Raw genomic sequence first — 24,460 nt, 5'->3', positions numbered from 1 at the left:
TTGACAAAAAGTAAGTATGTAACTTATACTCAACACATGAGTTAAAGAGTTACGCAAATGACAAACTTCATTCGGGCAAACGTTTCGGATAAGTTATCATTCATGAGATAAAATGTAAACCAGTTGAAGGGGTTTGCGTCACAGAGAATCATGAAGAAAAAATGTGCATAATATCTTTAATCTAAGAATACTATTTTGTATATATCGAATGGAGGAAAAAGAAAATGATGTTGGATGTAGGATTGTTGTTGATTCGTTTGGTGATTGGATTGTCGTTCATGGCGCACGGGGCTCAAAAGCTGTTTGGTTGGTTCGGAGGTTACGGGATCAAGGGTACAGGTGGCTGGTTTGAGTCGATGGGCATGAAGCCCGGTGCATTGGTGGCGTTACTGGCTGGACTCGCGGAATTCGGGGGCGGATTGCTGCTGGCCCTGGGTCTGCTTACACCGGTAGGTGGCATTCTGATTGCATTGACGATGGTCATTGCGATTGTGAAAGTCCATGGAGCGAACGGATACTGGTCCACACAGAACGGATTCGAATATAATCTCGCGATTCTGGTGATTGGTGTAGCGCTGGCCCTGACGGGTGGCGGACAATACGCGCTGGATGCATTGATTTTCTAAACCCGATAAATAAAAATGAATGAGGAGTGCCTGGATGCCATGGAAATGGCTGAAGGGTGCTTTTTTTTTGCAAGTGAAAAGAGAAGAATCTGCGGTAGTAATCGGTTATTTTCGGTACAGATTATGGTACAATAGGAGAGTTGGGTTAAGAAGCAGTTCACGGTATACATGAAAGCACAGATTTGAGGAGGATGAACTCCATTGTAAATGTGTAAAATTAATCTAGTGTGTAAATACCTAGAACGTAAAAACTCGTGTACAATCAACCGGCCTCGCCGGATTGCATAAAGATTGAATGATGGACCGGCCATGCCGGATTAACGTGAATGAACGGACGAAAGGGATTAAACCTATGAGCAAAGCTGCAAATGAAATTCTTCAACAGGAAGTGGACAAACGCCGGACGTTTGCCATCATCTCTCACCCGGATGCGGGTAAAACTACATTAACCGAGAAACTGTTGCTGTTCGGGGGCGCGATTCGCCTTGCGGGAACGGTAAAAGCTCGGAAAGCCAGCAAACACGCAACAAGTGACTGGATGGAAATTGAGAAACAACGGGGGATCTCGGTTACCTCTTCCGTAATGCAATTTGATTATCTGGATCATCGCGTCAACATTTTGGATACACCGGGTCACCAGGATTTCAGTGAAGATACGTATCGTACACTGACGGCTGCCGATAGCGCGGTAATGTTGATTGACGTGGCGAAAGGTGTCGAGGCACAAACGATCAAGTTGTTCCAGGTATGTGCGAAGCGTGGCATTCCAATCTTTACGTTCATCAACAAACTCGACCGTGAGGGTAAAAGCCCATTTGACCTGATGGAAGAGCTTGAAAATGTACTGGGTATTCGTTCGGTTCCGATGAACTGGCCTATTGGTACAGGTCGCGAGCTGTGTGGTGTCTATGACCGGATGAAAAATCAGGTGGAATTGTTCCAAGGGGACGATCACTCGACGATTAAAGTACAAAAGGTAGATGGCTACAAAGATCCGATTATCCGTGAGATGGCAGGAGAATACCTGCATGATCAATTGTGTCAGGATCTGGAGTTGCTGGATATTGCGGGCGACCAATTCGACATGGAGAAAGTTCAACGCGGCGAATTGACACCTATTTTCTTCGGTAGTGCGATCAACAATTTCGGCGTACAGACTTTCCTGGAGAACTTCCTGGAACTGGCACCGAAGCCTGAACCACGTCGCAGTACGGCAGGAGAGATTCAGCCAACAAATGAGAAATTCAGCGGTTATGTGTTCAAGATTCAGGCAAACATGAACCCGGCACACCGGGATCGTATTGCGTTCCTGCGTATTGTGTCAGGCAAGTTCCAACGTGGAATGAGTGTGAAGCATACTCGTGTGGGCAAAGAAATCAAGCTGTCACAGCCACAGCAATTCCTGGCACAAGACCGGGATATTGTCGAAGAGGCATATGCTGGCGATATTATCGGTTTGTTCGATCCGGGTATCTTCCGGATTGGTGATTCACTGAGCCAAGGCAGCGAGATTGTCTTTGAGGAGTTGCCAACGTTCTCACCAGAGATTTTCGCCAAAGTTACTGTGAAAAATGCATTGAAACATAAACAGTACCAAAAGGGAATTGATCAGTTGACGGAGGAAGGAACCATTCAGGTGTTCCAGACGGCAAGTTTCGACGAGACAATCCTCGGCGTAATTGGTCAACTTCAGTTCGAGGTATTTGAATACCGGATGAAAGGCGAGTATGGGGTAGATGTGCAATTGCAGCGTATGCCTTATCAGTTCGCTCGCTGGATCGTGGACGAGAATCTGGACCCAAGCAAATTCCGGATTAACTCTGCGCTTGTAAAAGATAAAAAAGGAAATTATGTAGTGCTCTTCGAAAATGAGTACGCAATGAGAACGGCTATGGATAAAAATCCTACAGCTCAATTCCTGGAGACTGCGCCTTAAGTGAAGACAGAAGTATTTCGTTGGAATTGTTAAAAAATTAATTAAACGTGACAAGCTCATGTGATGAGATAGCTTGTTAAAAATAAGATCCCTCCGCCGATTGGCGGAGGGATCTATTGCTATACACCTTACCTGGAGGCGGGTATGATCCAGCCGAATAAGGGAAAGCTTTCTTTTGCAGACAGAACAAACGTAATGATGGTTACCTTACCCTCCACTGCTTCGATTAGCTAAGCGGTTGGACGGGAATGGTGTGCAGATGCTCTTGCGCGATTTGAATGAGTTCTTCCTGCTTGGCAGGTTCTGTGTTCTTCCAGATCATCTCGAAAATGGCGCCAAGTCCAGGTAATGCAGCTTCCGGTCCATCTACTGAACCTTCAATCATCTCCCGGAGCTGATCATCACTCTTGTCATGAACTTTATGAACAATCGCTTCACGCAGGCTTAATGTAATGGGCATCGCAATTCCCTCCTCGTATATTCGGCTGCTCTAATACTGTTCCCTGGGAAGCGCTAGCGCATTCAAGTTTATCAGGCTTTGTGGTATACTACGAAGGATTATTTACGTTAGCATGGGTATCCGTAATGATGCGTCATGCTGAAGTGCAGCGGGAGGTTAAGACCCTAATGGCCAAGAAACAGTATGCCGTAATTGGCATGGGACGGTTCGGATCAAGTGTTGCCAATGCACTGAGTGGCATGGGATTCGACGTGCTGGCAATTGATGCGGACGAGCAACGGACTCAGGAAATGTCCAATGTGGTGACCCATGCGGTATCGGCAGATTCAACAGATGAAGAAGCGCTGCGTGCGCTGGGCATACGGAATTTCGACGTTGTCGTTGTGGCGATTGGTGAAGATATTCAGGCGAGCATTCTGACAACCCTGATATTGAAAGATATGGGTGTACCGGTTTTGATCGTAAAAGCCCAAAATGAGCTTCATGGTAAGGTATTGCAGAAGATTGGGGCAGATAAAGTCATCTATCCTGAGCGGGATATGGGACTACGCGTAGCCCATCATCTGACCTCGCCTAATATACTGGATTACATCGAGTTATCTGAGGATTACAGCATTCTGGAGATGAGAGCCTCCGAGCAAATGATCGGTAAAAACCTGATGGAATTAAACATCCGTGCACGTTTTGGTTGTAACGTGATGGCGATTCGCAGTGGGAATTCGATGAACATCTCGCCGTACGCGGAGGACCGGATCGAAGCTGGAGATGTACTGATCATTGTGGGTCACAAGGATCATTTGACGAAAATGGAGCTTGCGTATCCGAAGTGATGGATGCAGATGGGAAGGATGGAAAGATGGATATTGTATCACCGCAAAATACACGTGTAAAAGAATGGGCACAGTTGCTGGAGAAAAAGCATCGTACCCGTCAACATAAATATATCATTGAGGGCATTCATCTGGTACAGGAAGCACTGCGTGCCAGAGCAGATCTGGAGTGCATCGTGTACGATGGAGAGCAAGGCGTACCTAGCGAACTCGCCGGGCTTGAGAATCCGCTACAGCGTGTGGAGTGGGTCAGTGTATCTCCTGCGGTTATCGCCAAATGTACGGATACAATGACTCCACAGCCTGTATTCGCGATTGTGCGTAAAGGCAGTGAGCCACTGGAAAGCCTAATTACCGGAGCGCGCGGGCTTGTTGTGGTGCTGGACGGAGTTCAAGACCCAGGTAATGTAGGGACAATCATCCGTAGTGCGGACGCAGCTGGAGCCGCGGGGGTTGTACTTGGCGCTGGCTGTGCTGATGTATATAACCCGAAGACGATTCGTTCGACGATGGGGTCATTGTTTCATTTGCCCATTGTGGAGGGCCAGTTGGAATCTTTGCTTCCCGAAGCGAAGGCTGCGGGCGTGAAGCTGGTAAGTACTTCTTTGCAGGCAGAACATTCATGTTATAGTTATGATTTTACGCAGTCGGTATGGCTTGTCATTGGTAACGAAGGCAAGGGTATCTCGGATTCTACGGCACGTTTGGTGGATGATGCGATTACGATTCCGATGCAAGGACAGGCTGAGTCACTTAATGCGGCAATGGCGGCAACGATTTTGCTGTTTGAGGCGATGAGACAGCGGATATTTAACTAACTAATAATTCCTGTCCATTTCCCAATTAACTGTCCCTAACTAAAATTAACTTTCCGCAACTCACCAAAGGCTGGAACCTGGTTGCCGCTTTTCTCGGGCCATGTTTCCAGTCTTTTTGTCTTTCTCTTTGAAGCACGACAGCAGGGATTTTCCATTCAAATCCCGAATAGGTGATATAGTTTCTATCTCTTAAGCTGATGGGCAGGTGTATAATTTGGAAATGAATAATGGAAAAGGAAACAATCACTTTAGGGAATTTATGACTTGGGCAGGGGAAAAGGGCTGGGACATAATGAGTAAATCCGGTTCGCAGTCACATTTAAACAGCAGCGTTACTTCAAGATATAAAGGACTTCCAGATGAATATTTAGAATTTCTAAATGTAGTTGAAAAATGCGTTGCACCGGATGAGCAAACTTGGTTTATTTGTGAGGCTGAGTTCAACAATAGCACAGAGACCGCATTCCAATGGAATGAATTTGAAATGCTTAGTTTGGAGGCAGCAGAGGGTGATTCTATTTGGCAGTCAGAGATAACGGCCTGGTGGGATCATCACTTGCCGATCGTAATGTCTGTGGAAGATGGATATTCCTTCTATGCCATTGACTTAACAACCGACAGTGGGGCTATTGTCCGTGGATGTGAGCCTGAATTTGAAGAGGTTGAAAAGGTATCCGATTCGTTTGGAGAATTTCTGGGATGGATGATGTCGAATTCAGATTAGCATAGCCAGGAAAGGTTGATGGTTATACTTATGGCCATTGGCCTGACATTAGATTAACCAATGAAGGAAAAGTTAGTGCTGCTTAAATTGAAGGAGTGAAACGATATAGGAATTCTTAATTTATGATATAAAATGGTTTATATAGCGTTTCTCTTCTCATTTAAGTAAGTTCCAAACATGTTTTCTACATATAAAACAATTCTTTACTGATCGTTCTATAAATGATATGCTAACAGCAAGTTAGATCTAACTAGTTTTTTTTACACATTAAAGAATGATCGTTCTTGAAACAAAAGTACACTAATCTAAAGAATATAAGGGAGAGAATATGATGAAATACACAGTGATTACAGGAGCAAGTTCAGGAATTGGATATGAAACAGCATTGGCATTTGCAACACGGGGCAAAAACTTGATTTTGGTAGCCAGAAGATTGGATAAGCTTGAAGAACTTAAATCAACTATTCAGGGTATCGACCCTAAAGTAAATGTTATCGTTCATACAAGCGACCTGTCTGTTAGCGCAGAGGCGTACACGCTATATAACGATTTGAAGGAATATGAAATTGAGACTTGGATCAATAATGCAGGGCTCGGAGAAGGCTCGTTCATTGCTGAACAGAATTTGGATAAAGTGGAGACGATGCTGCGTGTTAACATCGAATCTTTGACCATTCTATCTACACTGTATGTGCGAGATTATGCGAATGTGGAAGGCACTCAATTGATCAACGTCTCATCCGCACTTGGATATGCCATTGCTGTAGGCAGTGTTGCTTATTCTGCATCGAAATACTACGTTAGTGCCTTCACAGAAGGTCTTGCCAAAGAACTGGAACTGAAAGGTGCAAAACTAAAAGCGAAGATCCTGGCACCAGCGATCACGGAAACAGAATTTGTGCAAAAATCAATAGATGCTGAAGGATTTGATTACAAAGCGAATATGCCCAAATATCACACAGCTAAAGAAATGGCAGGCTTCATGATCGATCTGTATGATCACAATGAAGTGGTTGTAGGGATTGTAGATCAGAACTATGATTTTCAGCTGACAGGTGCAATCTACCCGGTGATTTCAGAATTGAATTAATACAGCAGAATCCAGAGGATACATTTACAAAATCTCAAATAAGAAGAGGAGTACATTCGATTGGAAAAGATATGGAGTAAAACAAAGATTGGCAACATGGAATTGCCTCATCGACTAGCTATGGCACCTATGACACGTAGTCGAGCACAAGAAGATGGTACACCTGGAGAGTTGGCGGCACTTTATTATGCTCAACGCGCAACGATGGGACTCCTGATTACGGAAGGAACACAACCTTCCGATGATGGACAGGGTTACTTATGGTCACCGGGCATCTACACCGATAAGCATATTGAAGGATGGAAAAAGGTAACGGATGCGGTGCATGAAGCTGGCGGATATGTATATATCCAATTAATGCATGCGGGTCGCATGTCACATCCGGATAATACCCCGCATCATCGTCAACCGGTTGCTCCATCAGCAATCGCACCGGGTGTAGAAATGTTTACGGCTACAGGGATGCAGGATATCCCCGTTCCCCGGGAATTGAGTCAGGAGGATATTCAAACGACCATCTCCGATTTCCGAAAAGCAGCTGCCGCAGCGATCAAAGCGGGGGCAGATGGCGTCGAAATTCATGGAGCCAATGGCTATTTGATCAATCAATTTTTAGGAGAAAATTCAAATACACGCACAGATGAGTATGGCGGATCTATTGAAAATCGTGCTCGCTTTGCGATTGAAGTAACCAAAGCCATTGTGGAGGAAATAGGGGCAGAACGAACAGGCTTCCGCATCTCACCAGGGACACCGCTGGGTGGAATTCAAGATGGAGAACAAGGTCCTGAACTCTACCGCTATCTTGTAAAAGAATTGGCTCAATTGGATTTGGCTTACCTTCATGTTATGCATCTTGGAGATGAGAACTTACTCCAAGACATTCGTTCGATCTGGCAAAATCCACTGTTGGTTAACCGGGCCGGAAGAACTTTGGATGATCTCAGTGTCGATTTAGATCGTGGTCTCGCTGATGTGGTACCTGTAGGTGTATGGTCCTTGGCTAATCCAGATTTGGTGGAACGACTTCAACAAGGTGCGCCACTGAATGAAGCAGATCCGACAACATTCTTTGGATTGGGAAGTAAGGGCTACACGGATTATCCTACGTTGGAAGAATTAAAGTCGCAAGAGGGGCTACACTAGCACAAAGTATGGAGCATGGCGTACAACTGAACATTGCACGCCATGTTCCTACATAAGTTGAACTACTTATTTACACGATAACAGCGATTGGAGGGTTGTTCTGTCATCGTAGTGTCAGTGTAAATAATCTTGAGTTCAACTTTTATAGTCTATAAGCAAAGGAAGAGGATAAATGATGAGAGCAGCTCAAATACAGAAATACTCCAAAAAAATCCAAGTGGAAATCAATGATATTGAGATACCTCAGATTCATAGCCGTGAGGTCCTCGTCAAAGTAAAAGCTGCGGGTGTAAATCCACTGGATATCTTGAATATGAATGGCAGTGTTCGGATGATTGCCGACTATACGTTACCTTTAACTTTAGGGAATGAATTATCGGGTGTCATTGAAGCTGTCGGTGATGATGTTTTGAATTTTAAAGTGGGGGATTCGGTTTATACGAGGTTGCCACTAAATAAAATTGGTGCTTTTGCTGAATATGCGGCTGTACATGAGGATGCTTTATCCATGATGCCTGAAAATCTGTCTTTTATCGAAGCTGCTGCAGTACCCCTTACTGCCTTGACCGCGTATCAAGCATTGCATGATGTGCTCCGAGCGGAACCGAATAAAAAGTTGTTTATTCCTGGCGGAACCGGGGGATTCGGTGCGATGGCTATCCCAATTGCCAAGTCCATGGGATTAACGGTTATTACAAGTGGCAGTGAGAGGGGCAGAGCACGTACTCTATCCATTGGAGCAGATCAATTCATTGATTATAAGACTGAGCAGTATGCTGACATTCTGTCCGATATCGATTATGTGATCGACACCTTGGGTGCGGATGAGATCAAAGCTGAACTGAGCATTTTGAAACCACATGGCAAATTAGTTTCTTTGAAGGCAGGACCCAATTATCGCTTTGCAGTGGACAGTCAATTCCCGTTGTGGAAAAGAGCATTGTTCGGTCTCGTAGGTGCACGCCTGGATTCTTTAGCGCGTAAGAATCAAAATGAATATCGTTTTTTATTTGTGCATTCCAGTGGGATTCAATTGCAAGAAATCACAGCTCTTGTAGAAAAAGAAGACATTAAACCTTCGATCGATTCTACGTATACGTTTGAGGACATTGAAAAGGCATTGATTAAAGTATCAACGGGTCACTCCCAGGGCAAAGTCATTGTTACCTTTTAAAGGCTCGTTAAGATCATGCTCATGCTATTTAATGTTCGTTTTCTGAACAGGAGGGAAGCCAATGGCGAGAAGCAAAGAGTTTGAAGAGTCTGTTGTACTGGATAAAGCGATGAGACTTTTTTGGGAACAAGGTTACGAGAAGACGTCTATGACGGATCTGGTTAATCATATGGGAATTCATCGTAAAAGCTTGTATGACACATTTGGTGATAAACATACCTTGTTTCTAAAGTCAGTAGATCTGTATGATCACAAAATCAGCTCCGCTCTTGCAGCAGGCGTAAAGCGTTCTAAAACGGCAACGGAAGCACTTCAGTTTATATTTCTTTCTTTAATTCATGGAGAGGAATCTCCAGCATCAGGCTGCTTCATTGTTAATTCGACGGTAGAATTGGCGGCACGAGATGAAGACATGAACAACCGATCAACGGAGATGTTTGCAAATACGGAGAAACTAATCAAGGACATTATGGTGTGGGGACAGCAAGAAGGTGAATTCACAACGGAGTACAACGCCGAGGTATTGGCGGAATATCTGCATAACGTAAGCATTGGTTTAAGGGGGATGGCCAAGACTTCGATGACCAAGGAAAAACTGCTTCGTATAGCGATGCTATCCATGGATCTCATACGGAGGTAGTCTATTTTTTTCACTATTATAGAACGTTCGTTCAAATATTGATGTTCCAGATGAAACATATTTTATAGAAAAGAGAGGCAGGCAACAACATGAGAAAGACAGTTCTAATCACAGGGGTATCGGGTGGGATCGGTAAAGAGTTAGCTGATCGGTTTGCCAAAGGTGGTCATCATATTGTGCTGGTAGCACGAAGCGAGGGTAAAATACAGGATCTAGCTCAGGAGTATCAGAAAAAGTATGGCATTCAGGCGACGGTTATTGCCAAAGATGTAGCGGCACCTGGGGTACCACAGGAGATTTATCATGAGCTGAAGGAAAAGGGCATTGTTGTTGACTATCTTGTCAACAATGCAGGTTTCGGTCTGTTCGGGACGTTTATGGAAACGGATATGGAACAAGAAGTCAATATGATTGACGTGAATATCAAGGCTTTAACCGTCATGACAAAGCTATTCTTGCCGGATATGATACAACGTGGACACGGCGGTGTGATGAATGTGGCTTCGTTGGTAGGTTTTTTCCCTGGACCGATGATGTCGGTATATTATGCAACAAAGGCATACGTGCTATCATTCACCGAGGCTTTGGAGAATGAAGTAAGCGGAACGGGCGTTACGGTAACGGCACTGTGTCCAGGCCTGACATCCACCGGGTTTGTGGATCGTTCGGGTATGGGTGTCTCGAAGATGTTGCAGGGCCCGATCATGGAAGCCGGACAGGTGGCCGAAGAAGGGTATCGAGGTTTCTTACGTGGCAAGACGTTAATTATGCCTGGTGCTCGAAACCGATTCATCGCGTTTATGCCGCGGTTGTTGCCGCGTAAGATGATGACTCGCATGATTAGATCCTCACAGGACAAGACAGGACATTAAACATATAAAGAGGATAAATCAAGTCTTCCTCAAGTCGATCGTTACACGTTGTCCTTCATCTTGTCTTTTACGACAAACATATACAAAAACAGGAGGGAAGCTGAAGGGCACAAATTGAATTTTCTCCATCTCAAATAACTCAGCTAATTGTTTCCTCATATGAAGGGAGTACTGGTATAAAACTAACGTGCCTCCAGGTCGGAGCGCTGTATGGATCTGTGACAGGATGTTTTGTCTCATTTCTCTGGAAAAATTAAAAAAGGGCAGTCCGCAAACGATGCTATCCAACTGATGCACATGTTCTTGATTGATCCTTTTTAATAGATAGGATGCATTGGAATGGAACATGAATTCAGGATATGTTTTCTTCAAATTACTTCTCATTTTGGGGTCTCTTTCAAATAAAAACACGGTTGCAGATTTCGGTAAATGTGCTCTCATGAGATGTGTGACGGCCCCTGTTCCTGGCCCCAGCTCAGCAATGGTTCTTACCTCATCCCATCGTACAGACTGGACAATTTTCTTAGCCAAATATTTGGAGCTGGGGAGGACACTGCCTACTCGTTTGGGGTTCCTCAGAAATCCTTGCAGAAAAAGAAGTGGTTCGAATGTTTTCATCGCGGTATCCTCCATTATCAAGCTATTGATGTATCACTGGATGTTAGAAGGCAAGCTTAGTTGGAATATAAATACGTTACGCGTATGTTTTAGTGTTAAAGTCCCCTGATGTAAATCCGCAATATTTCTCGCAATAGAAAGTCCTAGACCAGATCCTGATTGAATACCTTCGCTATTCCTCGAATAATCCACCTTATAAAAGCGATCAAACAGTCTGTTTTTTTGTTCTATCGTTAGTGGTATGCCTTTATTCTCTACTTCAATGGTAACGTGATTATGCTGCACACTCATTCGAACATGAATCGTGCCCGGTTTAAAGGAATACTTGAGTGCATTCATGAGGAGATTGTCGATGGCTCTAGCGATCTTATCACTATCCAGGGAAACCATGATTGGAGCATTACCGAGTGTTTTTTCAATACGAATCCCATGCTCCTGAGCTAAAGGTTCGAATTCAAACAACAATTGGTCCAATAGCTGACAGAGGTCAATATTTTTCAAATCCAATTGGGTGTTCACTTCGTTAAGACGCGTATATTCAAATAAATCATCAAGTAACTTCTTCAAATGCGTTGCTTTGTTATAGGTATTTTGGATGAAACGATCATACTCTGCTTTGTCTTGAAATGATTCTGATTTGAGAAGCTCAATATAGCCAATTATGCTGGTAAGCGGTGTACGCAGATCATGTGAGATGCCAGTGATCATGTCCATCTTGGATTGCTCCAATTCACGTTCTTTAGCAATCTGTTGCTTTAACTGTTCTGTCATATGATTGATGTTGGAAGCAACGCGTCCAAGTTCATCTTGTCGATTAACGGGCACCCTATAATTCAGATTTCCTTCAGATATGATTTGAAGCCCTTGCTCTAATGTAATGAGATCTCTCACAATTTTTCGTGTGGAAAACAAAAAAATCAACGTGAAAATTCCGATGAAGATTGGTGTTAGAACATAAGGAAAGATGTAGAGAAGCGAAGGCCAATTAAATCTTTCACTAATTTTTGCAGCACCTATGATTAACATATTATTGACACCCACAGAGCCAACAAACGAAATCAATAAACTGATCAACATTTGATATAGGATGTTAATCTGTATCTTTTTTTTAAAATGTGGTAATCGTTTAATCAATTTTATATCCCACTCCCCATACCGTTTTAATGTAATGAGGTTCCCGCGGATTTACTTCCAATTTCTCTCGCAGGTTACGAATATGAACCATCACCGTATTATCTGAATACCCGTAAGGTTCTTTCCATACGGTTTCGTAAATTTTCTCGGAGCTAAATACTTGTCCAGGATGGCTGGTAAGCAACACCAGAATGGAGAACTCCAGTGGTGTAAGCGAAATGTCATTATCTTTGAGCTTCACAGAATGTTTACTTGTATCAATGACAAGGTCCTTGATCAGGATAAGTGAATTGAATTCGGCTTTGCCAATCAGGGTTTGACGTCGTAACTGAGCTTTAACGCGAGCCAGTAACTCTAATGGATTAAACGGTTTGACCATATAATCATCAGCCCCGGTAGTCAGGCCCGTGATTTTATCAATGTCTTCTTCCTTGGCGGATAACATAATAATGGGAGTGGGTGATACTTCTCTTATTTTGAAGCAGGCTTTAATTCCATCCATAATGGGCATCATAACATCCAGAATAACGAGTTGAACCGATGTTGTTTTGATAATATTTAGCGCTTCCTCACCATTGGCTGCTTCAATGACATGATATCCTTCGTTACGTAAATAGACATGAATGACATCCCGGATATCGGGTTCATCATCAACAACGAGAACGGTATTCATAATTCAACACTCCTTTAAAAATTAGGATAACATCAGTGTAAACGATCGTCCGGAATGTTTAAATTGTTTCCTTTTTGCGACAGACATAAACGAACGCAGGTGGGATATTCAAAGGCACGAATTCTATTTTTTCGATGATAAAGTGTTCGGATAATGTTTTTTTCATTTGAAGTGAATATTGAAAGGCGATGAATAACCCTCCAGGTTTGAGTGCCTTATAGATCTGGTCTACCAACGTATTTCTTAATTCAGGCTCAAAGTTGAAGAAGGGCAGTCCGCTAAAAATGTAATCCAGTTGCTGAACGCCCTCTTGATTCATGGATTCTACCAATCGAGCAGCGTCTGGATAACAGGAGAACTCCGGGTATGCCGTCTGAAGAGTATTCCTCATCTTTTCGTTCATCTCAAACAATAGGACTTTGGTGGAATCGTGTACTTGTTGATGAATATAACGAGTGATAGGACCTGTACCCGATCCAAGCTCGGCGACAGCTTTTGCCTCTAGCCAAGAGGCTTGCTTCACCATTTTGCTGGCGAGAAACCGGGAACTGGGTATGATACTGCCGACATGTTTAGGGCTTTGCAGAAAGCTTTTCAAAAATAAAACAGGTTCATTGGAATTCATAGGGTTCCTCCATAATGTGATGGTATGTTATCCAAACCAGTTAGAAATGTAATAAATGAAGCGTAGATAGAATGGGGCCACCGAAGTAAATTCCCGCTGTAAAATACGTTATGGTCCATAACAAAGCACTGGAATAGGAGATAAGAGCAAATTTTCTATACTGCACGCCACTGAGTCCCATCACCAAAGGGAGAACATACCGCACGATTGGAATGAACAAACCGACGCACATCGCCCAATTGCCACTTTTTTTATTCAGAATCAGTTCAGCCTTAACGAAGTGTTTATGATGTTGAAATCTGTGTTTTATCTTGGTTCCAAATAACTTCCCTGCAAAATAAGCAAAGGTAATGGCTGTTAATAGTCCTGATAAAATACAGAAGTATGTGATCCATGAATTGATAACTCCTGTGTGACTCAAAATGGCACCGCTGATTATCGTGATCTCATTTGGAATTGGAATACCGAAAGGCCCTAATGAGAAGGCAAAATAAAAAATCAGATAACCATACTGATGAAGTAGCTCTAAGATCGTATTACTGATCATTGTTTTGCCTCCTCTCTTGTTGATATTGACATCATAATGAAAAAAACTAAGGAATTAATGAGCATATTTCTGAAGAAAATCTAAAGAATACATAAGCAAAGCCAAACAACTTATGTTTAAGAGAAAAAAGCCTTGCCAACGTACTGGCAAGACTTGAACAGGTAGAACTATTCAGAAGCGGTGATCAAGTGATATGAATTTCTGAATATCAAATAAAGTTTGCCTTAAAAAGGAACGTATAAGCTAGCTCGAGTTGATTACCTATATCTTTATCTGTAAGGAAGAGGATGAGCATCAAAGAAGAGCCGAGACGTCATAATGACGACTCAGCTCTTTTTTTATGTCCCAGGGGATCAGACTTCTTTGAATCAGCTTATTGTAGGAAGTAGAACCATCTGAATTTGGTACCAGCAACAATAAACAAAACAATCCATCCCCATAAAAACAACAAACGTAGAGGTCGTGGAATCAGGAGATATTCTGAGTACAATTTGCTGAAAAGTTTCATTACAGTAGTGACCACCCCTGCTAAGTTGCTCCCTTATTTCCGCTATCGAAAGAAAAAGAGACGATAAGATAACCAATATCCCAATAAGTCTGTATACCGTGGCGTAGGCCTCGAAGTAGCTTCTGGCGATTACCAATCCGATGATCGAAATAAGATAATAGCAAAAGACCAAAGGGGATCTTATAACTCAGATGCAGAACCTCCAATTATATCAAAATCAGGTATATTATATCATGATAAACACCAGAGGACCTTTTTGTATCAGATTCAGCCATACCTACTCATTCAATAAATAAATCGAACGATATGATGCTGGCATGCCAATATATAGTGTAAGGAGGAGGGGAATGGATAATGAGTGAACAAGATAAGTACATAGAACTTGTAACGTTAATACGGGCGGGGCATGAAGAAGCATATGGAGAATTATATGAGAAAACAGTGACGAGGATATATCAAACTGTGCGATTTCTCATCAAGGACAAGTCTGACGCGGAGGATGTGGTACAGGAGATTTACATTCAGGCGTATCGATCATTGGCGCGATATGATGCGGAGCGTGCTTTTCGTCCCTGGTTGATGGGGGTGACGATGCGACAGGTTCAGAGTTATCGACGCAAAAGATTGATGCAGTTTCGGTTTGGTAAGCGGATCGAGAAATCTGACGTTGGACTAGAATATGATTTTTCCACTGATCTGGTCAACAAACTGGCAAATCGTCCTCTGCTGGAAGAGGTGCACCGTTTGCCGTACAAGCTACAGCAGGTGGTTACACTTCATTATTTGAATGAATACACGCAAGAGGAGATTGCTGGCATATTGGAGATTCCGCTTGGAACCGTAAAATCGCGCATACATGCGGCGCTGGCGAAGTTAAGACAGAAAGAGAAGATGAATCCAAGATTGCGGGGAAAGGTGGAGGATCTGCATGAAACTCGATGAACAGTTGCGAAGAGCCTACCAGGAAGAGACCAATGATTGGTCCGTTCCTGCGAGAATTAAACATAAAATGATGGATAGTATTCGAAATGATTCACACATCAGAAGAAATCGAAAAAAATGGCTGATCACTGGACTATTAGCTGTTGTGCTCATTATTCCCACCGGAGCCTACGCAGGATACACCTATCTCGCAGACGGAATATATGGTTCGCAGGAGAATATCAAAGCTATGGGGGGAACAGCTGAGGATTATATGAGGTTGGAAGCAAAGCTGCAGACGGCCAAGGCCCATTTCAGCGAAGAAGAATTTGTTCAATATATGGACTTGCTGAAGCAATTAGGGCAAATGGCCGTGAAGTTTGCCGATTCTCGGGGCAATATGCATCCAGAGCAGTGGAGTACAGTGGAGCAGGAACGATATAACATTCTTGTAGCTGAGTTGGAACCGTTTTTTGAGAAGCTGGAAGCTGTGAGTGTAGGGTCCTCCAAAAAACTGATGGACGAGCAGCAATTTTGGACGGAACAGTTGGAACAGGCAGAAAAGACATTTACCAAGGAACAATATCGGGAGTTCAAGTCTGTCTATGAACAAATGAAAAAATACAAAGTTATGGTGATGGACAAGGATGGAAGTATCCATGAGGAACGCTTGTCAGCGGAGCAGAAGGATGATTTAAGGTATCTAGAGAGACTCCTAATTCCCTACTTGAAACGGTTGGAGCTCAATGTGCGTTGAGTTAGGCAATAAAGGATAATCATGAGTTTATGATTATTCTTTATTGCGATGTGCAGAAATGAAAAAAAAAGGAGGTTGATGACAAAGACACAATAAGTACTTTAAATGTTTTTAGTTAAGTGAAGATCTTTTTTTTTTGATTAAAAATAAAGTATACAAATGAATGAAAATATTGTTAGTTTTAAATTTCTGTGATACCTTTTTAAGAGGCTTATGATACTAAAGTAGTAGGTCTATAGAATTAAAACCAATGGAGGCGAAATTGAAACGTGAAAAAGTGGGGAAGTCTATTTTTATCAGGAGTATTGTTATTTAGTGGTATGGCTACATCAGTACAGGCTGAAGTAACCAAAGACGGATGGATTGGGAATGAATCATCCTTAAAAACAGCTCAACAATCTTTCAAAGATGTGGAGGGCAACTGGGCTCAGGAAGTAATTGAAAAGTGGGCTGACCGTGGAATCGTCCAAGGAAATGAACGAAATACGTTTTTGCCCAAAGGAGAAGTTACGCGTGCTGAGTGGGTCGCGATGATTAACCGAATTTTCCAGTATGAAGAGGTAAGCAATACTACTTTTTCAGATGTAACATCATCGGGTTGGTATGCTCAAGATATTGCTAAAGGAGTACAAGCCGGATATATCCGAGGATATGCAGATCACTCATTTCGGCCGACTGGTTCAGTGACAAGGCAAGAAGCAGCAGCTACGATCTCACGGATACTGCAATTGCAGGGAAGTGGGGAGTCTAATTTTGCCGATGATAAGGATATCCAAAGTTGGAGTAAAGAAGCAGTAAGTGGAGCAGCTGACAAAAAGATTATCGTTGGTTACAGTAACGGCAATTTTATGCCGAACAAGGCAATTACTAGAGCTGAAGCAGTACAGATTTTGGATCGAGCTTTTAGTACATATGGCAGTTGGTATGGGCAAGAAGGAACCTATGGATCTACAGAAAAAAGGGAAGAGATATCTGGCAGTGTAGTGATCGGTACATCAGGCGTTACACTTCAGAATATGAATATTACAGGTGATTTGATCATTAGTAAAGCGGTCGGTGATGGCGATGTGTTCCTCAAAAACGTAACTGTGCAGGGGAAAACATATGTATATGGTGGCGGTGAAAATAGCGTACATCTGGAAGATTCGGTCCTGTTGACGGTTATTGTGAATAAACAGGATGGTACTGTGCGTTTGGTTGCAACAGGAAAAACAAAGGTTCAGGAAATCACTGTTCAAACGGCGGCCAACATCGAGTCTGACATGGGGGCAAAGATCGACAAACTGACATTGTCCGAGGCACTGCCGGAAAAATCAAGAGTATACCTTAAAGGTAATTTTGAAACGGTTAATGTGGTTGCCAAAAGCATTAACATTCAAATTCCATCGGGTACGATTAATCAACTGAACGTTGACGATTCTGCGTCAGGAACTACGGTTCAGACTAATCAGGAAGCCAAAATTATATCAGCTATTCTTAATGCAGCTGTAAGAATGTTAGGGACAGGAACCATTGAGCAGGCTACAGTTAACGCTGTAGGCGTGACCATGGAGACAGCACCAAATAAGGTTAACTTGGGAGAGAGTGTACCTGCCGATACAACAGTACAAATTGGTGGGACAAGTAAACCCGTGACTTCAGTTACACCTCCAGTTACGCCTGCTCCATCAGCTAGTGGAGGATCATCCTCAGGTTCATCAGAAGGAAGTGGTGGTAGTGCAACTCCTGTAAATCCGGGTACGGGCAATGGCGGAGGAACTACACCAACTACTCCTTTACCGGGAAATGAATATGGTAGTTATGAGGGTGGTTCATTCTTCTTGCTCGGTGTAGAGTCAAACACAATAACAGTAACGGAATCAGTATATTTATACAGTCCTCGAAGTGGTTATGCATATGTGACTACTCAAAATATTGATGGAAGTAATCTTATCCTCCTTGAAGAAGCAGTTAATGCTGGCGCAGCTATGAAGCTTCCTATTGTTGCAAACGAGAGAACTGAAATCCAAACCGAAACGCTAATCACAAAATATGGACAACTTAGAATTTTCGTTCTTGATTCACAAGATAAGAGTTCTCAAACTCAATATGTGACAGTATTGGATGGCCCAAATCAACGTTTAGTTCAAAACGGATCAAGTATGAGGGGAAGCTGGAGTGATAGCATAGAAACGTACTCAATTTTTTTTAATCGTATGATTATGGAATCCGAACTTGGCAGTCTAAGAGATCATATTCAGGTATCTACAAACTCTCAAACACCTGTATTCGTTTCTCTGGATCCAGAAGATGTGGTTTCAATAAGATACAATGAAATCAAAATACACCCTAAACAGATGAACTTAGGGAAAAGTACTTATTTTAGAATATTAGAAGGTGCAGTTTCAACAACAGACAGCGTGTACAGAAACGAAGTATTCACGTCATCTAAATTTGTTTCATTCACTCGTCCAGTTTTTGTAGATTATCCGACTAAATCAACTATTCAAGTCCCAGTAGGAACTGTAATTAAATTCACAGTTAATTATGGTGGGGATACAGCATATTTAGTTTATAGGGATACTTATGGTTCATATGCAAATTTTGATAAGGAAGTCACTGATGGCCATGGTATGAAATTAGTTATTCCACAACGTTTTGAAGGAGAAATTTTCGAATTCGATACCAGTGATTTACAACCTGGACAATTTAAATTAAGCCTTACAAGTGGATATACAATATATGTAGATTTAAAATAGTATTTTTGTTTATAGCAGCGAGAGGAGCTCCAATTCCTCTCGCTCTTTTGTTACTTCCTCCCCTGCACCTTCAGCCGATATTGATGTGGTGTTGAGCCTGTGGTAGTACGGAATACTTTGCAAAAGTAGGAGGGGCTGGTCATACCGACACGGTGACCGATTTCGGGAACGGTTAGCGAGGAACGGGTAAGCAACACACAGGCATGACGAATGCGGGTGGCTTGAGCATAAGCAACAATCGTGGTGCCAGTCGCTTTTTTAAATACATGAGATAGATGATAGGGGGATAGATGAAGAGTATCTGCGATATGCTCCAAACGAAAAGGCTCCTGGTAATGCTGCTCAATCCATTGCATGATGGCTTCGGCATGAGGGTGAAGAACGTTTGCACTGGACGAGAGTACATCTTCGGAGCGGCGTTGCTGCCCGTCTTGCCACAGGTAGCGAAGTTGTGCGAGCAGATCCAATAAAAAGAGGCGTGTATCCTCCTCTACTTCGTGAGGAAGCAGATCTGGATACGTATCTGCATATTGTTCCATTCGTTGAACGAGTGGAGATGTGGCAGCAAGTCGGATGGGCTGAATGGGGGATTGCTCTTCCAGCAGATCCTGTATGAAGTCGTAAGTAACGATAAATTGGGGCCAATGTGCCTTCAGTAGATCAAGTTCAACCATGAGTACATTTCGAATGAAAGGCTGCTGTCTGGATACTTGAATCTGGATGTGGTGCAATTGAAAAGGTCGAAAAATCATGAGCATACCGGGTTCAAGGGAGAAAACCTGACCTTCGGTTATCAACTGCCCATATCCTTCGTGAATATAGGTTATCTCCAGCTGCGAATGAGCATGGAACACTTCGCGAGACGTAGTGTTGGATGTACGACGACAGACCAGATTAAATTGTTCTCCCAGAAAGATGGACTTCATGAATGCCTCCCTTATCATGCGCAAGATAGTTTTATTTTAGCACAAGATGAACGCATAAAAGCGCTTTATTATTGTGTATTGTGAAGGGAATAAGGGAGGTATGCAACGATGTTAAAAGTGGCGATTATCGGAGCAGGTGCTATTAGTGGAGCACATATCTCAGCATATTTGGCATTCCCTGAGCGATGTCAGATTGTTGCTGTGGTCGATATTTACGTGGAAAAAGCACAGAAGCGAATTAATGAATATGGTCTGAAAGGTGCACAAGCTGTCACGGATTACACAGAGTTATTTGCCCAAAACATTGATCTGGTATCAGTTTGTACGCCGCCATATACGCATGCTCCCATTGCTTGTGATTTCATGCAAGCAGGTGCGCATGTGTTGGTTGAAAAACCGATGGCATCTTCCCTGGAGGAAGCGGATCTGATGGTGAGAGCAGCGCAAGCAAGTGGCAAGTTGTTATCCGTAGTAGCACAGAATCGTTTTACGACACCAATGATGAAGCTAAAAGGTGTGCTGGACAGTAAACGGATGGGACCGATTGTACATGTGCAGGTTGATTCGTTCTGGTGGCGGGGCCACAATTATTATGATCTGTGGTGGCGCGGGACATGGGAAAAAGAAGGCGGAGGCTGTACCCTTAATCATGCGGTGCATCATATTGATGCCATGCTTTGGATGATGGGACCTCCAGTGGAATTACAGGCCATGATGGCAAATACGGCACATGATAATGCCGAAGTTGAGGATATATCCATGTCGATGCTTCGCTTCCAGGAAGGGGCGCTTGGCATGATTACCAGTTCCGTCGTACATCACGGAGAGGAGCAACAGTTAATTTTTCAGGGCAAAGAAGCCCGGGTATCTGCACCTTGGAAAGTGGTTGCTTCTACCGCGCGGAATAACGGATTTCCGGAACCGAATCGAGAGTTGGAACACCAGATTCAGAAGCTCGCTGACGAATTACCGGATGTTACTCATGTCGGTCACGCTGGGCAAGTTGAGAATGTGTTAAATGCTATTGAGACAGGATCTCCCCTTCTGGTGGATGGCCAAAGTGGTCGGAATACGCTTGAACTGATTGTGGGTATCTATAAGTCGGCAAGTACGGGAGAAAAGGTTGTTTTTCCACTAGGAGCGGAAGACGCGTTTTACACAAGAGAAGGAATTATGCAACATGCCGTACACTTTTATGAAAAAAAGACGACGGTGGACAACTTCGAGGATTCGAGTATTACACTCGGGCGGAAGTTGGATTCGTAGTGTTTTACGTGAAAAAGATGCCCCTCACATAAGTGAGAATGGGCATCTTTTTTTGTACTAGGTCGATTACACCTACATCACCATAAAAAATCAATACACTTGGTTTTTCCATCCATGTAACTCGTATTCACTTCAAGATCATAATCTCCATAGTCAGGGATTGGATCGATGAGAGCTACAATCAGTCTCGTAGTCGTGTGAGGGAGAATAGGAAGAATCAGTGCTGTTTAGCTTCAGCTTTTGAGCGTGTTGGTTCAACAGAAAGAGGGTGCAAATGTAACGCCTTCACAGTTAGCGGATTCACGTCATTTTAGACACTTGTAGAAGATGATGTGGTGGATTGAAAAGCATTTGGATTATGAGATCAGATTGGGCAAGATGGCGGCAGATGTTCACCTGTCCAAATCGTATGCTTCCCGCATTTTTCATCAAGAGATAGATAGCAACATTACGAACTACATCACAGTCCAGAGGTTGAAGCAGGACTAAGTACTACTTGAGACAACATCACTTTGGGTGGAAGAGGAGGGGCAGACGCGCCGGTTTCCAAATGGACCGTATTTCATCCAGTTATTTCGCAAAACTGCTGGGACGATCCCAATTCAGTATCGGCAACAATTTGAACGGAACAGTAGGCATTAATTTGGTTTGCAAAATAATAGCGTTATTACGTCTCTATATATACAATTAGTATTTACCGTTTGAAGTAAATAAATCCCGGCTGTGGATTGCACTAGCCAGTTGCTAAATGCGATACTCACCTCCGGGATTACACATCGGTAACCTTCAAGCTAAATAAACATTAAGGTTTTCCTCAAGCTGTTACAGCCACTTATCAGCCCAACGTTCCACGGCGCTTAGCGCTCTCCCAAGTTCCGTTCCTTTTCGTGACAACATATATTCAGTCCGAACTGGACGTTCCGTGACCACATGGCGAACCACAAGTCCTTCTTCCTCCAATTCCTTCATTCGCTCATTTAACACACGTTTGCTCAAGTCAGGGATATAAGCGTGAATCTCACTGAAGCGTTTGGGTTCCTCCATCAACGCATGGATAATGAGGGCTACCCATTTTCGGCCAATGATCTGATAAGATTGTTCCACTTTTGTACATATTTGCTTGGCATTCTCATCATCGCTCATGATTGTACTCCTTTGGTTTAGTATTGCTTGTAATATCATTAGTATACTTATTGTAACCTACTTGTCCACAGGCCATATGTGTAAAATGTCACATACCAATTGTTCTTAATGTTACCACATAAAGCGTTATCATCAAATAAAAACCCTATAAACACTGGAGTTCACAGGTTCGACACGATTATTGACGAATTGTGACGACAGGTGTAATATGGGTAACGTTAATTCAAATGGTTACAATTTATAACCTAAACACAGGTTGTGGAGAGAAGGAATGTTCCATGGTTGAATTCAGGTGCGTTATATAAACGGAGGCAAGGCGGGGAACACACCCACTTATTCCGTCTTTTGTCATGCTTGGATTTGAACATTTTGCAACATCATATACTATACTGCACAGATCACAGGAGGCACTCCAATGGATGCAATGACATTTGTCCTGTTCGGGGCAACAGGCGATTTAGCCAAACGCAAGATTTACCCTGCATTATATAACTTGTACATGGATCAGAAAATGCCGAAATCCTTCTCCGTTATCGGATTGGGACGACGTGAATTGTCGGATACGGACTTCCAGGCGAATGTTGAAAAGTCACTGCATGAATTCTCACGTCAGACTCCGGAAGAAGCATCTCAGGTTCGTGATTTCATTGGAGCTTTCCGTTATTGTTCTTTAAATAATACGAAGCTTGAAGATTACACCAAACTGTTGGAACTGGTTCAACAGCGTGAACAAGAGCTTAACATTCCCGAAAACCGCATGTTCTACATGTCGGTGGCACCGGAATTCTTTGAGCCAATCGCATTGAACATTCAAGAAAGTGGCCTGGGTAACACCAAAGGCTGGAAGAAACTGATTATCGAAAAACCATTCGGACACGATCTGCAATCGGCTCGTGATCTGAACGAAAAACTGAGCAATACCTTTGCGGAAGAAGAAATCTATCGCATTGACCATTTCCTCGGTAAACCGATGGTTCAAAATATTGAGACGCTCACCTATGCAAATCCGGTGATTCAGGCGTTGTGGTCTAACCGTTATATTGCCAATGTACAGATTACGGCAAGTGAGACGGTGGGTGTTGAAGAACGTGCCGCGTATTACGACCAAAGCGGTGCCCTTCGTGACATGTTCCAGAACCATATGCTTCAGTTGCTGATGATGATTGGTTTGCATTTGCCAAAACGTTGCACACCGGAAGAAATTCAATTCAAAAAGCAAAAAATTGCTGAAGCACTTCGTCCATTGACAAAAGAAAATATCGCTTCTGAAGTTGTTCGTGCGCAATATGCAGCAGGTGAGTTGCAAGGTTCCTCGGTTGTTGGATATTTGGACGAGCCTGGCATTCCAGCCGGATCTCAGAACGAGACCTATGTTGCTGCAAGACTTTGGATCGATGATCCGTTCTGGAGCGAGGTTCCATTTTATATCCGTACAGGTAAACGCCTGGCTGAGAAATCCACCCGAATCGTTGTTGAGTTCAAGGCACCACTGAAGACCGGTCATGAATCCGAAAATACAACGGAACCTAACCTGCTGACGATTGAAATTGGTCCGGGAGAAAGCATCTCGCTTCAATTAAATGCGAAGAATCCATTGAACCATGGTGAAGTGGAACCAATGCATATGACCTTCAACTCAGGTAAACGTAACATCCCTGAAGCTTACGAGAATCTGATCTATGATGCGATGCGTGGAGATTCCACCTTCTTTGCACACTGGAATGAAGTGGAGCTGGCTTGGCAATGGGTGCAACCGATTCAGGAAGCATTCGAAACAGGCAGCGTGCCACTGGATACGTACAGTGCAGGTTCGCATGGACCAGAGTCAGCAGATCGTTTGACAGCAGCAGACGGCTTCCGTTGGTGGTAAGTGAAACGAAATAGTGAGCATAAGAGAACACAAATAGTAAAAACAACTTTACAATCCGTTCTGCTCACAAATAATCATTTGCACAAATCCAAACAAACCTTTCCAAGTTAACAGGATATAGAACGAAATGTTTTATTCCCCTAGAGCTTGTACTCAGAAGCGAGTTGGATGGAAGCAAATTGCTGATATAACAAAGTAACTATTACGAATCATACCGTTCCAATTTTGCATAAGCCCTTCCGGTTATGATTGCCGGAAGGCCGTGAAAATTTTTGAATATAGATTAGCGGACGCACTGAATTTTTTGCCTAAGTAGCGATGTAGTGTAGGGTACGGAATCGATTCTGTAGAAGCAAAGCGTTCGCCTTTGTATCCAAATTTCATCAATTTAAAGGTTGATGAAAAGAAATTTGGATAC

23 protein-coding genes are annotated in these 24,460 nt (G+C 43.1%); 15 read left to right on the top strand and 8 right to left on the bottom strand.

Features of this window, described 5'->3' with window-relative positions; all coding sequences use genetic code 11:
* Positions 1 to 227 precede the first annotated feature (227 nt).
* Complete coding sequence (locus EL84_RS08350; RefSeq protein ID WP_024634146.1) at positions 228 to 626, top strand: DoxX family protein; 399 nt, start codon at positions 228 to 230, stop codon at positions 624 to 626.
* Positions 627 to 978: 352 nt separating this feature from the next.
* Positions 979 to 2,562: a peptide chain release factor 3 gene (locus EL84_RS08345; protein ID WP_047841330.1), complete on the top strand. Its 1,584-nt coding sequence runs from the start codon at positions 979 to 981 to the stop codon at positions 2,560 to 2,562.
* 226 nt (positions 2,563 to 2,788) lie between these two features.
* Here the strand turns inward: EL84_RS08345 and sspI are convergent, their stop codons facing one another.
* A complete protein-coding gene (sspI, locus tag EL84_RS08340; protein WP_017692323.1) occupies positions 2,789 to 3,022 on the bottom strand; it encodes a small acid-soluble spore protein SspI in 234 nt (77 codons plus the stop codon).
* Between the two features lie 128 nt (positions 3,023 to 3,150).
* On the opposite strand from sspI, the gene EL84_RS08335 reads away from it, so the two are divergent.
* The 8 genes from EL84_RS08335 (at position 3,151) to EL84_RS08300 (ending at position 10,316) form a co-directional block, all read left to right on the top strand.
* Positions 3,151 to 3,852, top strand: coding sequence for a potassium channel family protein (locus EL84_RS08335; RefSeq protein ID WP_076211287.1), 702 nt, complete (start codon positions 3,151 to 3,153; stop codon positions 3,850 to 3,852).
* 26 nt (positions 3,853 to 3,878) lie between these two features.
* A complete protein-coding gene (locus EL84_RS08330; RefSeq protein ID WP_047841373.1) occupies positions 3,879 to 4,670 on the top strand; it encodes a TrmH family RNA methyltransferase in 792 nt (263 codons plus the stop codon).
* Positions 4,671 to 4,890: 220 nt separating this feature from the next.
* Positions 4,891 to 5,394 (top strand): SMI1/KNR4 family protein, encoded by a 504-nt coding sequence (locus EL84_RS08325; protein ID WP_047841329.1) that lies wholly within the window; start codon positions 4,891 to 4,893, stop codon positions 5,392 to 5,394.
* Positions 5,395 to 5,725: 331 nt separating this feature from the next.
* Positions 5,726 to 6,484 (top strand): SDR family NAD(P)-dependent oxidoreductase, encoded by a 759-nt coding sequence (locus EL84_RS08320; RefSeq protein WP_047841328.1) that lies wholly within the window; start codon positions 5,726 to 5,728, stop codon positions 6,482 to 6,484.
* Positions 6,485 to 6,544: 60 nt separating this feature from the next.
* On the top strand, positions 6,545 to 7,630 hold the full coding sequence (locus EL84_RS08315) for an alkene reductase (protein ID WP_047841327.1): 1,086 nt from the start codon (positions 6,545 to 6,547) through the stop codon (positions 7,628 to 7,630).
* Between the two features lie 175 nt (positions 7,631 to 7,805).
* Complete coding sequence (locus EL84_RS08310) at positions 7,806 to 8,804, top strand: NADP-dependent oxidoreductase (RefSeq protein ID WP_047841372.1); 999 nt, start codon at positions 7,806 to 7,808, stop codon at positions 8,802 to 8,804.
* A 61-nt stretch (positions 8,805 to 8,865) separates the two neighbouring features.
* The gene (locus tag EL84_RS08305) at positions 8,866 to 9,444 is read left to right on the top strand and encodes a TetR/AcrR family transcriptional regulator (RefSeq protein ID WP_047841326.1); all 579 of its coding nucleotides are present in this window, start codon (positions 8,866 to 8,868) and stop codon (positions 9,442 to 9,444) included.
* Positions 9,445 to 9,533: 89 nt separating this feature from the next.
* Positions 9,534 to 10,316, top strand: a complete 783-nt coding sequence (locus EL84_RS08300) for an SDR family NAD(P)-dependent oxidoreductase (RefSeq protein WP_047841325.1) — start codon at positions 9,534 to 9,536, stop codon at positions 10,314 to 10,316.
* Between the two features lie 18 nt (positions 10,317 to 10,334).
* Here EL84_RS08300 and EL84_RS08295 read toward each other — a convergent pair whose 3' ends face one another.
* From EL84_RS08295 to EL84_RS08275, 5 genes are read right to left on the bottom strand one after another with little or no spacing between them, the layout of a single operon-like run.
* Positions 10,335 to 10,934 carry a class I SAM-dependent methyltransferase gene (locus tag EL84_RS08295; RefSeq protein WP_047841324.1) on the bottom strand — a complete coding sequence of 200 codons (600 nt, stop codon included), beginning with the start codon at positions 10,932 to 10,934 and terminating at the stop codon, positions 10,335 to 10,337.
* A gap of 33 nt (positions 10,935 to 10,967) precedes the next feature.
* Positions 10,968 to 12,011 (bottom strand): sensor histidine kinase, encoded by a 1,044-nt coding sequence (locus tag EL84_RS08290; RefSeq protein WP_082218916.1) that lies wholly within the window; start codon positions 12,009 to 12,011, stop codon positions 10,968 to 10,970.
* A 49-nt stretch (positions 12,012 to 12,060) separates the two neighbouring features.
* A complete protein-coding gene (locus EL84_RS08285) occupies positions 12,061 to 12,741 on the bottom strand; it encodes a response regulator transcription factor (protein WP_047841322.1) in 681 nt (226 codons plus the stop codon).
* Between the two features lie 58 nt (positions 12,742 to 12,799).
* Complete coding sequence (locus EL84_RS08280) at positions 12,800 to 13,366, bottom strand: class I SAM-dependent methyltransferase (protein WP_047841321.1); 567 nt, start codon at positions 13,364 to 13,366, stop codon at positions 12,800 to 12,802.
* A gap of 40 nt (positions 13,367 to 13,406) precedes the next feature.
* On the bottom strand, positions 13,407 to 13,913 hold the full coding sequence (locus EL84_RS08275; protein ID WP_053061424.1) for a DedA family protein: 507 nt from the start codon (positions 13,911 to 13,913) through the stop codon (positions 13,407 to 13,409).
* 862 nt (positions 13,914 to 14,775) lie between these two features.
* Here EL84_RS08275 and EL84_RS08270 point away from each other — a divergent pair.
* The 3 genes from EL84_RS08270 (at position 14,776) to EL84_RS30760 (ending at position 18,837) form a co-directional block, all read left to right on the top strand.
* Positions 14,776 to 15,363 (top strand): sigma-70 family RNA polymerase sigma factor, encoded by a 588-nt coding sequence (locus EL84_RS08270; protein WP_047841320.1) that lies wholly within the window; start codon positions 14,776 to 14,778, stop codon positions 15,361 to 15,363.
* Positions 15,350 to 16,099, top strand: coding sequence for a DUF3600 domain-containing protein (locus EL84_RS08265; protein ID WP_047841319.1), 750 nt, complete (start codon positions 15,350 to 15,352; stop codon positions 16,097 to 16,099). The genes EL84_RS08270 and EL84_RS08265 overlap by 14 nt, the downstream gene beginning before the upstream one ends.
* Before the next feature lie 269 nt (positions 16,100 to 16,368).
* Entirely contained in the window at positions 16,369 to 18,837 is a 2,469-nt protein-coding gene (locus EL84_RS30760; protein ID WP_152682981.1) for an S-layer homology domain-containing protein, read from the top strand.
* A 50-nt stretch (positions 18,838 to 18,887) separates the two neighbouring features.
* Here the strand turns inward: EL84_RS30760 and EL84_RS08255 are convergent, their stop codons facing one another.
* Positions 18,888 to 19,763: an AraC family transcriptional regulator gene (locus tag EL84_RS08255; RefSeq protein ID WP_047841318.1), complete on the bottom strand. Its 876-nt coding sequence runs from the start codon at positions 19,761 to 19,763 to the stop codon at positions 18,888 to 18,890.
* 108 nt (positions 19,764 to 19,871) lie between these two features.
* On the opposite strand from EL84_RS08255, the gene EL84_RS08250 reads away from it, so the two are divergent.
* Entirely contained in the window at positions 19,872 to 21,029 is a 1,158-nt protein-coding gene (locus tag EL84_RS08250; protein ID WP_047841317.1) for a Gfo/Idh/MocA family protein, read from the top strand.
* Between the two features lie 822 nt (positions 21,030 to 21,851).
* Here the strand turns inward: EL84_RS08250 and EL84_RS08245 are convergent.
* Positions 21,852 to 22,172 (bottom strand): winged helix-turn-helix transcriptional regulator, encoded by a 321-nt coding sequence (locus EL84_RS08245; RefSeq protein ID WP_036605715.1) that lies wholly within the window; start codon positions 22,170 to 22,172, stop codon positions 21,852 to 21,854.
* A gap of 415 nt (positions 22,173 to 22,587) precedes the next feature.
* On the opposite strand from EL84_RS08245, the gene zwf reads away from it, so the two are divergent.
* Positions 22,588 to 24,042 carry a glucose-6-phosphate dehydrogenase gene (gene zwf, locus EL84_RS08240; RefSeq protein WP_047841316.1) on the top strand — a complete coding sequence of 485 codons (1,455 nt, stop codon included), beginning with the start codon at positions 22,588 to 22,590 and terminating at the stop codon, positions 24,040 to 24,042.
* Positions 24,043 to 24,460: the final 418 nt, after the last annotated feature.

This window comes from Paenibacillus sp. VT-400 (genome assembly GCF_001029205.1).
Classification (GTDB): domain Bacteria; phylum Bacillota; class Bacilli; order Paenibacillales; family Paenibacillaceae; genus Paenibacillus; species Paenibacillus amylolyticus.
This window is presented reverse-complemented; position numbering and strand designations above follow the sequence as displayed.